Genomic DNA, 13518 nt, shown 5'->3' with positions numbered 1-13518 from the left:
AAATTTGCGACAGCATCCTTGAGATTTCCGCTAAAGCTTGGAGCATTTGCTGACGAATCGAAGTTTCCTAATTATGTAAAAATTTGGGGGAGTGACGGGTGTACGGACTGTCCCGCAAGGGAAAAAGCGGTTTTCCGGCCGCTCGGGACACCGCCTGATTTTGTCGGAAATTTCTTGTGGACGACCGTCTTGTTCTGACAAACTTTCCTAGTTGGCCGCGCTTATAATGAGTACCACAAGAAGAGACGGCTTAGCTTTCTTCCGAAGCAGCGGCACTTATGTATCGGGTGAAAGCATGCGGTTCTCGTAAAAGGATAAGACTGACGATAAGAATGCGCAGCTTACCGGGTCTTATACTTTAAATTCAAACGGGTGGTGTTTAAACAATATGGGCAAAAGCAATGTGGTGAATTTCCAGGAGTGGACAAGAGTGGAAGGCGGCACTGAGGAAGAGAAGGCGGCATGGGGAGAGCGGTTCAGAGCATGGGGCAAGCGTCAGCGCATTCTTCGTATGCTAGACACAAGAAAATGGATGCTGCTGCTCAGCTTCATGGGATTTCTGCTTGGAAGAGCCATGATCCTGGACGAGCTGTCGCCGTTTGCCGCCGCCTTTTTCGCCATCATTGTTTTTATGCGCAAAGATTGCACTCTTCCGGCCGGAGCCGCGATTCTTGCAGGCAGCTTGTTTACTCCGTTTCCAGGCATATTGATCATTTCAGCCGAGCTTATCGTCTTCATTCTCCTCTATAAGGGGATGGAGGCCTTCCAGCGAATCGACCTGGCCTATGCGCCGGTGATGGTGTTTGTCTCTTCCTTTATGGTCGGGCTATTCCAGACGATTATCGGCCCATCGCTCTCCTGGTATCCGCTGATGATGACGACGCTGAACGCTCTGCTCGCTTTTGTGCTGACCCTTGTCTTTCTGCAAGCGCTCCCCGTACTTACTTATAGACAAAAAAGTCGCGTGCTGCGAAATGAGGAAATATTATGCCTGATTATTATGCTGGCCTCCATTATGACCGGCCTGGTGGGCTGGAAAATCAGCGGATTATCGCTGGAGCATATTCTGTCGCGCTATCTGATTCTGCTGTTCGCCATGGCGGGAGGGGCTCCGCTCGGAGCGGCGGTCGGCGTCGTGACGGGCCTGATCCTCAGCCTGGCCGATATCGGGGCGATCTATCAGATGAGCCTGCTCGCGTTCTCCGGCATGCTGGCTGGCATGCTGCAGGGCGGCCGTAAGGGCGCGGTCGCCTTGGGGATGCTGCTCGGCTCCAGCATTTTGTCCGTCTATTTCAGCGGACCGGGCGATATGATGAACTCCACCTGGGAGACCTGTGCGGCGATACTGCTGTTCCTTGCGACCCCCCGAGGCATCATTGCGGCCATTGCCAAATATGTGCCCGGCACGAGCGATCACAGCCGCTCTCAACATGAATATGCGCGGCGGGTGCGTGATATTACCGCGGACCGGGTTACTCAGTTCTCCCAGGTGTTCCGGCAGCTCTCCACCAGTTTCGGGCAGATTCCATCCGCCGGCGAAGCGGGCAAATCGAGCCGGGAGATGGAGCACTTTATGAATGCGGTCACGGAGGAAACCTGCTCGAACTGCATCCGCCGCTCCCACTGCTGGGATTCGAAGTTCTATCAGACGTATAAATATATGACGGATATGATGACCGCCGTCGAAGAGAATCCGGACATTTCGGCTGCCAGGCTGCCCGCGGAATGGGCGCGGATCTGCGGCAAGACGGACGAAGTTTTGGAGGTGATGCGGAGCCAATATTATCTTTATGAGCATGATATGCGCTGGAAGAGACAAATATACGACAGCCGTAAATTTGTGGCCGAGCAGCTCTCCGGCGTATCGCAGGTCATGGAGGATCTTGCAAGGGAAATCAAACGCGAGGGGCAGGCGCTCTACCGGCAGGAAGCGCAAATCCGCGAAGCGCTGGAGAAGCTTGGCTTGTCCATCCACGGCATTGATATTGTGAGCCTTGATCCCGGGCGCGTGGAAATCGAAGTCGTTCACGCATACAACCGGGGCTTCGACGAATGCCGCAAAATGATTGCTCCGCTGCTGTCCGATATATTGGAGGAAAATATCTCGGTGAAGAGTGAAACGGCGATGCACAGCCGCGACGGGCTGTCGACCGTTACCTTCGGCTCGGCGAAAGCGTTCGAAGTCAGTACGGGCGTAGCCGGTGCGGCCAAGGGCGGGGACATGCTGTCGGGAGACAGCTTCAGCACCGTAGAGCTGGGTAACGGGACGTTCGCGGTTTCGATCAGCGACGGGATGGGCAATGGGGAGCGGGCGCGGATGGAGAGCAGCGCGGCGCTCGGCATGCTGGAGAAGCTGCTGCAGTCCGGCATGGACGAAAAGCTGGCGGTGAAGTCCGTGAATTCGGTTTTGCTGCTGCGCTCGCCGGAGGAATTTTACGCCACCGTGGACATGGCGCTGATCGACCAGTATTCGGCGCAGACCACCTTTATGAAGATTGCCTCGGCGCCGAGCTTTATTAAACGGGGGAGCGAAGTTATACCGATTACGGCAAGCAATCTTCCGATCGGCATCATTCAGGATATTGAGGTCGATTTCGTGACGATGCAGCTGCGTGCGGGCGATATTCTGATTATGATGACGGACGGCATTTACGATGCCCCAGGCTACGCCGTCAATAAGGAGGTGTGGATGAAGCGGATGATCCAGGAGCTGGAGAGCAGCGACCCTCAGGAAATTGCCGACAGTCTGCTTGAGAAGGTGATCCGCTACCAAGGCAGTGAAATTCATGACGATATGACGATTGTGGTCAGCCGCGTTGATCATTTCCAGCCGGAATGGTCTACCCTGCATATGCCGGGACTCTCCCGGATGGAGCGGCCGCGTACAGTGAGCTGAACGGGAATCTGCTTTAGCCGCTTGTTCCTCCCGCATTTCCCTGCGTTTGGAATCTCTCAACCCCGGGCATACTAGAGAAGAGAGATTTCATTTATAAGGCGGGAGGAATAATAACATGAAGCAAATTTTGCTTATAACCGACGGATGCTCCAATGTAGGGGAAAGTCCGGTGATGGCGGCGGCGCATGCTCTTCAGGATGGGATAACGGTGAATGTGATCGGAGTCGTCGACTATGGGACGATCGGCGAGCTGGGCAGCCGGGAGATTGAAGATATCGCCAAGGCGGGCGGCGGACTCAGCCGGATTGTCGGCACACCCCAACTGGCGCAGACGATGCAGATGATGACCCGGAAGACGGTGGTTCAGACGATTCAGCAGGCGGTTAATAAGGAGGTGAAAAAAATTCTGGGCGATGGCTCCCTGGAGGATCTGCCTCCGGCCAAACGCTCCCAGGTTGTAACGGTAGTCGATGAACTCAGCGAGACGGCGCCGCTGCGGCTTGCGCTCCTGATCGATGCCAGCGCCAGCATGAAGCCGAAGCTCGCGGCGGTGGAAGATGCGATTCGCGATCTGGCGCTCAGCCTTGAGGCCCGGGAGGGTGTCAGCGAAATCTCCGTATTCCATTTTCCGGGCACTACGGGCGAACCGGCCGTGCTTGATATGGATTGGAGTACGAATGTATCGGATATCCGGGCGCTGTTCGGCAGAATCCGTATGAAAGGGGCGACGCCGACAGGTCCGGCGATTTTCAAGGTGCTTGAACATTTCCGGTATGGTACACTAAATGAACATCAAGTCCGCTTTGCGGCACACTCTGATGATGGAGAAGGGATGCCTGGTGGGTATGTCGTCTAATCCGCCCCGTTCTCCCGGGGATGTCATTGTCGGCAAGTGGCGGGGCAACCGCTATGTCGTGGAACGGCTGCTCGGAAAAGGCGCGAACGGAACGGTATACCTGGTGAACCGGGAGGGGAGACGGGAGAAGTACGCGCTCAAAATCGGATATGACGCTCTCGATCTTCAGTCGGAGATCAACGTGATGACCTCGCTTCAATCCTGCCGCGCGCGGCAGGATTGGCAGGACAGGGCGGCAGCGCCGCTGGCTGCATATTTTCTGGAAGCGGACGACGCTTCGGAGGGGGGATTTCCCTTTTACGTCATGCGTTATGTTCACGGTATGCCGCTGCATTATTTTCTGTCCAAAAAAGGTTCCTCCTGGCTTGGCCTGATCGGTCTAAAGCTGCTGGACAGATTAAGCGGATTGCATGAATACGGGTTCATCTTCGGCGATTTGAAGCCGGAAAATGTCGTGGTATCGGAGTACGGCGAAGCCGAGTTGATCGATTTCGGAGGAGCGGGTCCCATCGGCCGCAGCGTGAAGCAGTTCACGGAGTGGCATGACCGCGGCTTCTGGAATGCCGGCAGCCGGATCGGGGATGAAAGCTACGATCTGTTCGCCTTCGCCGTGCTCTGTCTGCGCCTTCTCGACGAGAGCGGACTTAAACAGGCGGCGCGGCAGCTTCCGCAGACTAGAAGCGCAGAAGATCTGGTTAAGCTTGCGAATCAGCTTCCCGACAAAAAGCTTGCCTCGTGGTTAGGGATGGCGCTGAAAGGCGGGTTTTCCACGTCGGCGCAAGCCAAGGAGATGTGGAGGAGCCATGTTTACAAATCACGGATAGGCAAGCCTGAGCCCATGGCGACTCCCCGCTGGCTGACCGGCGCCTTTGCGTTGTCGCTGTGCCTGCTGGCGTTTACCGTTTACTGGATTTATCGTTTTTAATATTCTATATTATACATACGGAAGGCATGCCGATTCATGCCGTCATCAAGCCGCAGGCAACTGCGGCCGGGCAGGGAAGGAAGCCGGCTATGGCCATTTGGAATGAACTGTTGGAGTCGGTGATGGACGCTGCAGCCGAACACGGGCTGTGGGAGCCCGGAGACGCCATTGTAGTCGCAGTGTCCGGAGGGCCGGATTCTGTGGCTCTTTTGCATGTTCTGCATGAAATATCCGTGAGCCGGATGCCGCTCACGCTGATTTGCGCCCATGTGAACCATGGATTCCGCGCAGAGTCGGCTCAGGAGGCGGAGCTTGTACGCAGCATGGCTGAAGAGCTCGGAATCCCTTTTGAACTCGCCGAGTTCGATATTCCTTCTTTTATGAAGGAAAGCGGCCTCGGTCCGCAGGAAGCGGCAAGGGAGAAGCGTTACCAATTCCTGATTAATACAGCGCGGAGCTGGGGCGCCCGTTCCGTTGCTCTGGCTCATCATGCCGACGACCAGGCCGAGACGGTTCTGATGCGGCTGCTGCGCGGCAGCGGGCTGTCGGGGCTTGCCGGGATGCGCTTTAAAAGAACCGAAAAAAACGTGGAACTTATCCGCCCCTTCCTTCGTATAAACAAGGCGGCGATCGTGGAGGTATGCCGGCGCAGGGGTTACCGCTATGCCGAAGATCCCAGCAATGGACAGACGAAGTACAAGCGCAACGCGGTCAGGCTGGAGGTGCTTCCTTTTCTGGCTCGCTACAGTCCGAGACTGGGCCGTTCGCTTACGCAGCTGGCGGAAATCGCCGGCGCCGAGGATGATTTTATGGAAGAGGCGGCCGCCAGATGCTTTGCCGGGAACGTCCGGCAGGAACAGGGCAAATGCACCCTGGACAGAGCGGATTTTGCCGCCATACCCTCCGCTTTACAACGGCGTATGATTAAACTAATATTAAATTATCTGTCGGCGGATACGCCGGAAATCGATTTTCCGAAGGTTGAATCCGTGAGGCGGGGAATATTGCAAGATATGCCCACCGCCTGGAGTCTCGATTTGGGCCGCAGCCTAACCTGTATGCGGCAGTATAACACCATTTATTTTTTATCCGCTCCTTTGGATCATCAGGCAAGCTACGTTTATCGCCTGTCTTCCCCGCAGCCCCGGATCGAACTGGGCGAGATCGGCAAGGCGATCACGATGACGTTGGCAGAGAGAGAGAATGAGGCGGTCCAGAGGGGAGAGGGCGGCAAGCTGTCGGCCCGGTTCGACTATAAAGAGCTGGTCTTCCCGCTGACGATTCGTTCCAGATTGCCTGGAGATACCATAAAGGTCATGGGATTAAACGGAAGCAAAAAGGTAAAAGATATTTACATTGATGACAAAATACCTTCTACCGAACGTTCACGCATTCCCCTTGTGTGCGACGGATTGGGCAATATTGTCTGGATTCCGGGCGTTCGACGCTCGGTCCATGCCCCCGTCGGGAATCATACGGATTCGGTTCTGCTGCTGTCGATTGAAGACCTGTAGAGGATAACCGTAATGGCCGCAGACAGTTTTTCATAGTATAACTTAGGAGGTTCGCAGGTTGCAGAACGATATTCAGGAGATTTTGATCAGCGAAGAAGAAATTCAGGAAAGAGTCAAAGAGCTTGGCGCCAAGCTGAGCGATGTATACGAGGGCCGCAACCCTTTGGTCATTTGCGTGCTGAAAGGCGCTTTTATTTTTATGGCCGATTTGGTTAAAGTCATAACAGTACCGGTCGAAATGGATTTTATGGCCGTATCCAGCTACGGAGCGACAACCAAGTCTTCGGGTGTTGTTAAAATCATCAAGGATTTGGACGTTCCGGTCGATGGCCGGCATGTACTGATTGTCGAGGATATTATCGACAGCGGACTTACGCTGAGCTATCTGATTGAGCTGCTCCGCAACCGCAACGCCGCTTCAATTTCCGTCGTGACCTTGTTCGATAAACCGGCGGGCCGTACCGTAAGCCTTGAGGCGGATTACACCGGTTTTGTCATCCCAGACGAGTTTATTGTGGGATACGGACTGGACTATGCCGAGAAGTATCGGAATCTCCCTTATATCGGGGTATTGAAGCCGGAGATTTACTCTAAATAACCCATTGATAGCCTTGGTCTTCCGGATCATTTACCTAAAGTCGCCTCTATTTGAGGTGCTCCGATAGGCTATGGTACAATAACTTAAGTGTTGCGAGAGGAGGTAGGGGATGAATCGGTTCATCCGAAATTCTGGTTTTTATTTGATTTTATTTCTAGTCGTGGTGGGCATTGTCCAATTCGTCAGCAATGGAAATGAAGCCGCCGATTTCCCTAGATATGACCAGCTACGGCAGGAGCTTAAGAGTAATAATGTGAAGGATTTGACGGTTCAGTTCGAAGGCAATGCCTTTAATGTAACCGGCGCTTATAAACAGAAGCCGGGATGGGCTAAATCGGAAAGCTTCTCCACATACATTCCTCCTACGGACGCGGCCATTAATGAATTGGCTGACGCCAGTCAGGCTAACAACATTCCGTTCACCCAGAAGAAAATGGAGGGCGACAGCATCTGGCTGACCTTCCTTTCCTCGATCATACCGCTTGTCATTATGTTTATCCTGTTCTTCTTCCTGTTCAATCAGGCGCAGGGCGGCGGCGGCAAGGTGATGAATTTCGGCAAGAGCAAAGCACGTCTTTACAATGAAGAGAAGAAGCGGGTCACCTTTGAAGATGTAGCCGGAGCCGACGAAGAGAAGCAAGAGCTTGTCGAAGTCGTCGAATTCCTGAAAGATCCCCGTAAATTCGCCGCCGTTGGCGCGCGCATTCCTAAAGGGGTGCTGCTTGTAGGTCCTCCGGGTACCGGTAAAACATTGCTTGCCCGCGCTGTAGCGGGGGAAGCGGGCGTTCCGTTCTTCAGCATCTCCGGTTCCGACTTTGTGGAAATGTTCGTCGGCGTCGGCGCTTCGCGGGTACGCGACCTGTTCGAGAACGCGAAGAAGAACGCGCCTTGTATCATTTTTATCGATGAAATCGACGCCGTCGGCCGCCAGCGCGGCGCCGGACTTGGCGGCGGGCATGACGAGCGCGAACAGACGCTCAACCAGCTGCTCGTCGAGATGGACGGATTCGGCGGCAATGAAGGCATTATCATCGTCGCGGCTACCAACCGCGCCGACATCCTCGATCCCGCGCTGCTTCGTCCGGGACGCTTTGACCGTCAGATTACGGTTGACCGCCCTGACGTGAAAGGCCGCGAGGCCGTACTTAAGGTCCATTCCCGCAACAAGCCGCTGACCAAGGATGTGAAGCTTGACGTCATCGCCAAGCGCACAACCGGTTTCACCGGGGCGGATTTGGAGAATCTGCTGAATGAAGCGGCGCTGCTCGCCGCCCGCCGCAACCGCAAGGATATCTCCATGAAGGAAGTGGATGAGGCCATCGACCGCGTCATCGTCGGCACCGAGAAGCGCAGCCGCGTAATCAGCGACCGCGAAAAACGGATCGTTGCTTACCACGAAGCCGGGCATACGATCGCCGGATACTTCCTGGAACACGCCGATATGGTTCACAAGGTGACGATCATCCCGCGCGGACGCGCCGGCGGATATGTCATTATGCTTCCGAAGGAAGACCGCATGCTGGTTACGAAGCAGGAGCTGCTTGATAAGGTAACCGGATTGCTCGGCGGCCGGGTAGCCGAGGAAATGTTCATCGGCGAGATCGGCACAGGCGCATACAGCGACTTCCAGCAGGCAACGCGCATCGTGCGCAGCATGATTATGGAATACGGCATGAGCGAGAAGCTCGGTCCGATGCAGTTCGGCACTTCCCAAGGCCAAGTATTCTTGGGCCGGGATATCGGACACGAGCAGAATTACAGCGACTCGATCGCTTACGAAATCGACCAGGAAATGCAGCGGTTTATCACGGATTGCTATGACCGATGCAAAGCGCTGTTGAAAGAGCACGCGAAGGAAATGCACCTGATCGCCGGTACACTGCTCGAGAAAGAGACGCTGGAGCTTGATCAGATCAAAGAGCTGATCGAACAGGGCTATCTGACGGAAGACGGTAAGCCGGTGGATAGTGTAGCGAATGAAAGCGCAGAGCCGGTTATCGATTCAATCGGCGACGTAAGAGTGCGCATTCAAGGCAAATCCGAGGAGCCTCATGCTACGCTGGGCGACTCGCCAAAAGACATTCCGAACAATCCGCAGCAAGGCGGAGAGGACGGAAATGACGACGGCAAGGGCGGCGGAGCAAGCCTGAGCTAATCGAAATTTTGTTGCAAGTCAAACAACAATCTGATCCGGAGAACGAAGTCGTTCTCCGGATTTTTTTGGAATATGTGAAGGTTAAGCTGCGCTGCAATAATCGGCTTTAAGGCCCGGCAATGAAGCAAGCTCCCGGAATTCGCCTCTTTTGTAGAGTGTATCCATTGGATTGACAGGGCGTAGAACGTTGTGTACATTAGTGATAAATATTACGAACTATATATCGTTTACAAAACGCAGAATTACTTTTAACATTTTGGTTATGCAGATTTAATATGCCGGCGAGAGGGCCGTCAACATAAGGGGGAAATTGTACCGTGGAAGCTCTGGCGCTGGAGCGCAAGCAAGAACAGAACCGTGAACTGCGTGAACGTCTTGAACAGCTGAAGAAGGAACGGAATGCTATCATCTTGGCTCATTATTACCAGCGCGATGAAATTCAGGAAGTTGCCGATTTCCGGGGGGACTCTTTTTTACTGGCTCAAAAGGCCGCGGCGACGGATGCGGAAGTCATTGTGTTCTGCGGCGTTCACTTTATGGGTGAAAGCGCCAAAATTTTGGCGCCTGACAAGACGGTCCTTATTCCCGATGAACGCGCCGGCTGCCCTATGGCCGACATGGTCAACGTGGACGGTCTTCGCAAGCTGAAAGCGAAGCATCCGAACGCCAAAGTGGTCACCTATATCAACTCCTCTGCCGAAATCAAAGCGGAGACGGATATATGCTGTACTTCCGCCAATGCCGTTCGGGTTATCGAGTCGCTGGATGCGGAAGAAATCATCTGGGTTCCGGATAAGAATCTGGGCCACTACGTTCAGGAGAAAACCGGCAAGAAGCTGATCATTTGGGAAGGCTACTGCAATACCCATGATATGCTTACGGTCAAGGATGTTGTGGAAATGAAGGCCAAGTATCCGAATGCCGAGTTTGTCGTTCACCCCGAGTGCCGGCCGGAAGTCGTGGCTATGGGCGACTTTGTCGGCAGCACTACCGCCATTATCGATTACTGCAAGAAATCGGACGTTCAGGAATTTATCGTGGGGACCGAGGACGGCACAGGCTATCAGCTGCGCAAGGACAGTCCCGATAAACACTTCCATTTTGCCTCCAAGTTCCTGGTCTGCCCTAATATGAAAGTCAACAATCTCAAAAAATTGGTAAAATGCCTGGAGACGATGAAGCCGCAGATTTATGTGCCGCCCGCTGTCGCAGACAAAGCCAGAAATTCCCTAGAGCGCATGCTACAAGTCCGGTAGCATGCGCTACTCTTTCATTGAAACAGGTGAATAAGCGGTCATGATTCCACAATATTTGGTTGATTTCGACCTGCGGGAGCTTCCAACCGTAGAAACAGATTGCATCGTCATCGGCTCCGGCATCGCTGGACTGTTCACAGCTATCAAGGCCAGTGAGGATCGGCGGGTCATTATGATTACGAAGAAGTCGCTGATGGAGAGCAACACGCGTTATGCTCAAGGAGGGATCGCCGCCGTAATCGCGGAGGACGATTCGCCGCTATACCATCGGCAGGACACTTTAATGGCCGGCGCCGGGCTGTGCTCCTCGGCATCCGTAGATGCGCTCGTGAATGAAGGCCCGGAAGGCGTACGCGAACTGATACGGCTTGGAACGCTGTTTGACAAGGAGGACGGCGTTTTGGCGCTGACGCAGGAAGGGGCGCATAGCCACCGGCGGATTCTGCATGCGAATGGAGACGCAACCGGCTATGAAATTGTGCGCGCGTTGGTGCAGCAGGTATTGGAACACCACAATATTGAGGTATGGGACGACCATTTCGTGATCGATCTGATAACCGATGACGGTGAGTGCGTTGGAGCGCTTGTACAAAAGCCGAACGGAGAACGCCTTTTTTTGAAGGGCGATGCGACAGTCCTCTGCTCCGGCGGAGCGGGTCAATTGTACCGCTATACAACCAATCCCGAGATTGCGACGGGCGACGGAGTAGCAATCGCATACCGGGCGGGGGCACATATCCGGGATATGGAATTTATTCAATTCCACCCGACGGCGCTCAGTTATCCCGGCGCTCCCCGGTTTTTGATATCGGAGGCGGTTCGGGGCGAAGGGGCTGTGCTGCGCAATATCAAGGGTGAGCGCTTCATGGAGAAATACCATGATCTGCTTGAGCTGGCGCCCCGCGACGTTGTTGCCCGGGCGATTGTCAGCGAGATGGAAGAAACGAAATCGACCTTTGTCTATTTGGATATTACCCATGAATCCGCGGATATGGTGAAGCATCGATTCCCGACGATATATAAGACTTGCATCGGCTACGGTTTGGACATCACAAGCGACTGGATTCCGGTCGCTCCGGCTGCGCATTATATGATGGGGGGCATCAAGACCGATTTGAACGGGGAGAGCAGCATTCCGCGGCTTTTTGCCTGCGGCGAGGTATCGTCCACGGGCGTGCACGGCGCAAACCGGCTGGCCAGTAACTCTCTTTCGGAGGCGATCGTCTTCGGGCGGCGCATTATCGAGCGGGTCCGCTGCCTGCCGAAGCTGAACAAGACGCATATATCCGCGGGTTGTGATTTGGGCCGTCAGGAGCATCCGACACAGGCCATGGTGGAGCGCCGCCTGAAGCTGCAGAAGATCATGGTACGCTATGTCGGACTGCGGCGGAATGAAGAGATGCTGCACAAAGGACTTGAAGAGTTGAACCGTCAGCTGCCGATTTTTGGAGGAGCGCTGACCAAACGTGAAGATTATGAATTCGCCAACATGCTGATCTGCAGCCTGCTTGTTACGGAATCGGCGCTGGCGCGCGAGGAAAGCAGGGGGGCTCATTACCGGGAAGATTTTCCGCAGCGGGATGATGAGTATTGGCGTAAGCATTTGCTCCAGATTCGCGAACTGGGCATAGTGGAGGAGACAAGCGATGATGTTTAACGGTTACAATGAACAACTGGTGCAATCGATCAAGAATTGGCTAAAAGAAGATGTTGGCTCCGGAGATGTGACGACGCTGACGACGATTGCGCCCGGACATCAGTCCAAGGGTATTATTCATGCAAAAGAAGAAGGCGTGGTATGCGGCATTCCAGTCGCGGAGCTGGTATTCGAGGTTGTTGACCCAAACCTGTCCTTCACTGCACTGGTGAAGGAAGGAGAACGGGTGGCAAAAGGAACCGTGCTCGCGGAGGTCGAGGGCAGCACTCATGCGATTTTGACCGGAGAGCGGCTTGCTCTGAATTTGATGCAGCGGCTCTCGGGTGTGGCTACGCGGACGGCTTCGTTTGTGCAGGCGCTCGAAGGGCTGCCGGCGAGGCTGGTCGACACGCGCAAGACAACGCCGGGACACCGGATTCTGGAGAAATACGCCGTACGCATCGGCGGCGGCGCCAATCACCGGTTCGGCTTATACGATGCCGTAATGATTAAAGATAACCATATCAAGGGGGCCGGCGGCATTCAGAAGGCCGTCAGCAGAGCCCGTGCTAATATTCCGCATACGATGACAATTGAAGTTGAGGCCGAAAGCCTGGAACAGGTAGAGGAAGCGCTGGCCGCAGGCGCGGATATTATTATGCTGGATAATATGTCCCTTGCATTAATGACAGAGGCCGTGCGCAGAATTAAGACGAAGGCGCCGCATGTGAAGACGGAAGCCTCGGGCAATGTGTCGCTGGAAACGGTTCGCGGTATCGCCGAAACAGGCGTTGATGTGATTTCCGTCGGACGGCTCACCTATTCTTTTTCCAGTTTGGATATCAGTCTGGATCTAAATGCGAAGAAGGAGGGCGCTTTATCATGATGCTGGCCGTGGATATCGGCAATACGAATATTGTGCTTGGGGTTTACCGGCAGCGGGAACTCCTGCACCATTTCCGGCTCAGCACGGCGCGTCAATCGACCGCGGATGAATACGGGATTTTGATTTACAACTTGTTTAACATGTCGGGTCTTTCTGTGAAAAATGTGGAAGGTGTGATCATTTCTTCCGTCGTTCCTCCGCTGGTGCACGTGATCGTGGAGATGTGCGTGAAATATATCGGCAAAGAGCCGCTGGTAGTGGGGCCCGGAATCAAGACCGGGCTCAATCTGCGTTATGAGAACCCCCGGGAAGTCGGCGCGGACCGGATTGTGAACGCCGTGGCCGCCATTGAGCGCTATCAATGTCCGCTCGTCGTTGTCGACTTCGGAACCGCCACGACGTTCGACTGTATCGACGGCAGCGCCAATTATCTTGGAGGTGCCATCGTGCCGGGCATCGGTATATCTACCGAGGCGTTATATCAGAGAGCATCCAAGCTCCCCAGAATCGAGTTGGAGAAGCCCAAGAAAGTCATCGGCCGGAATACCGTGCATGCGATGCAGGCCGGTATTATTTTCGGCTATGCCGGACAGGTTGAAGGGATTGTAAGGCGAATCAAGTCCGAGATGAACGCTCCCGAACTGAAGGTTATCGCGACAGGCGGACTGGCGCCGCTGATTGCGGGCGAGACGGAGTGCATTGACGAGGTCAATTCGATGCTTACGCTGGAAGGACTGCGCATCATTTACGCTCGCAATCAATAACTCGATTGAATTGAGAACAGGAGGGCTAGGCA

The 13518-nt window shown here is 54.4% G+C and carries 10 protein-coding genes; all 10 read left to right on the top strand.

Going from position 1 to position 13518, the window contains the following annotated elements:
- The first annotated feature begins 388 nt into the window (after window positions 1–388).
- The 10 genes from spoIIE (at window position 389) to EH198_RS22025 (ending at window position 13486) form a co-directional block, all read left to right on the top strand.
- A complete protein-coding gene (gene spoIIE, locus EH198_RS22070; protein WP_124697685.1) occupies window positions 389–2896 on the top strand; it encodes a stage II sporulation protein E in 2508 nt (835 codons plus the stop codon).
- A gap of 115 nt (window positions 2897–3011) precedes the next feature.
- A complete protein-coding gene (locus tag EH198_RS22065) occupies window positions 3012–3752 on the top strand; it encodes a vWA domain-containing protein (RefSeq protein ID WP_124697684.1) in 741 nt (246 codons plus the stop codon).
- Window positions 3742–4677 (top strand): protein kinase domain-containing protein, encoded by a 936-nt coding sequence (locus EH198_RS22060; protein WP_185703018.1) that lies wholly within the window; start codon window positions 3742–3744, stop codon window positions 4675–4677. The genes EH198_RS22065 and EH198_RS22060 overlap by 11 nt, the downstream gene beginning before the upstream one ends.
- An 89-nt stretch (window positions 4678–4766) precedes the next feature.
- The gene (gene tilS / locus EH198_RS22055) at window positions 4767–6191 is read left to right on the top strand and encodes a tRNA lysidine(34) synthetase TilS (RefSeq protein WP_124697682.1); all 1425 of its coding nucleotides are present in this window, start codon (window positions 4767–4769) and stop codon (window positions 6189–6191) included.
- 58 nt (window positions 6192–6249) lie between these two features.
- A complete protein-coding gene (gene hpt / locus EH198_RS22050; protein WP_124697681.1) occupies window positions 6250–6789 on the top strand; it encodes a hypoxanthine phosphoribosyltransferase in 540 nt (179 codons plus the stop codon).
- A gap of 109 nt (window positions 6790–6898) precedes the next feature.
- Window positions 6899–8944 carry an ATP-dependent zinc metalloprotease FtsH gene (gene ftsH / locus EH198_RS22045; RefSeq protein WP_124697680.1) on the top strand — a complete coding sequence of 682 codons (2046 nt, stop codon included), beginning with the start codon at window positions 6899–6901 and terminating at the stop codon, window positions 8942–8944.
- A 317-nt stretch (window positions 8945–9261) separates the two neighbouring features.
- Window positions 9262–10200, top strand: a complete 939-nt coding sequence (gene nadA, locus EH198_RS22040) for a quinolinate synthase NadA (RefSeq protein ID WP_124697679.1) — start codon at window positions 9262–9264, stop codon at window positions 10198–10200.
- A gap of 40 nt (window positions 10201–10240) precedes the next feature.
- Complete coding sequence (gene nadB, locus EH198_RS22035) at window positions 10241–11857, top strand: L-aspartate oxidase (protein ID WP_124697678.1); 1617 nt, start codon at window positions 10241–10243, stop codon at window positions 11855–11857.
- The gene (gene nadC / locus EH198_RS22030) at window positions 11847–12722 is read left to right on the top strand and encodes a carboxylating nicotinate-nucleotide diphosphorylase (protein ID WP_124697677.1); all 876 of its coding nucleotides are present in this window, start codon (window positions 11847–11849) and stop codon (window positions 12720–12722) included. The genes nadB and nadC overlap by 11 nt, the downstream gene beginning before the upstream one ends.
- Window positions 12719–13486, top strand: a complete 768-nt coding sequence (locus tag EH198_RS22025) for a type III pantothenate kinase (RefSeq protein WP_124697676.1) — start codon at window positions 12719–12721, stop codon at window positions 13484–13486. The genes nadC and EH198_RS22025 overlap by 4 nt, the downstream gene beginning before the upstream one ends.
- Window positions 13487–13518 lie beyond the last annotated feature (32 nt).

This window comes from Paenibacillus rhizophilus, assembly GCF_003854965.1.
Classification (GTDB): Bacteria; Bacillota; Bacilli; order Paenibacillales; family Paenibacillaceae; genus Paenibacillus_AQ; species Paenibacillus_AQ rhizophilus.
The sequence above is the reverse complement of the archived record's forward strand: the minus strand, read 5'-3'. Positions and strand labels throughout refer to the sequence as shown.

Bases quoted from the DNA above. Each gene is read 5' to 3' on its own strand.
- spoIIE (WP_124697685.1), top strand. From the start codon at position 389: ATGGGCAAAAGCAATGTGGTGAATTTCCAGGAGTGGACAAGAGTGGAA.
- EH198_RS22065 (WP_124697684.1), top strand. From the start codon at position 3,012: ATGAAGCAAATTTTGCTTATAACCGACGGATGCTCCAATGTAGGGGAA.
- EH198_RS22060 (WP_185703018.1), top strand. From the start codon at position 3,742: ATGTCGTCTAATCCGCCCCGTTCTCCCGGGGATGTCATTGTCGGCAAG.
- tilS (WP_124697682.1), top strand. From the start codon at position 4,767: ATGGCCATTTGGAATGAACTGTTGGAGTCGGTGATGGACGCTGCAGCC.
- ftsH (WP_124697680.1), top strand. From the start codon at position 6,899: ATGAATCGGTTCATCCGAAATTCTGGTTTTTATTTGATTTTATTTCTA.
- nadB (WP_124697678.1), top strand. From the start codon at position 10,241: ATGATTCCACAATATTTGGTTGATTTCGACCTGCGGGAGCTTCCAACC.
- nadC (WP_124697677.1), top strand. From the start codon at position 11,847: ATGATGTTTAACGGTTACAATGAACAACTGGTGCAATCGATCAAGAAT.
- EH198_RS22025 (WP_124697676.1), top strand. From the start codon at position 12,719: ATGATGCTGGCCGTGGATATCGGCAATACGAATATTGTGCTTGGGGTT.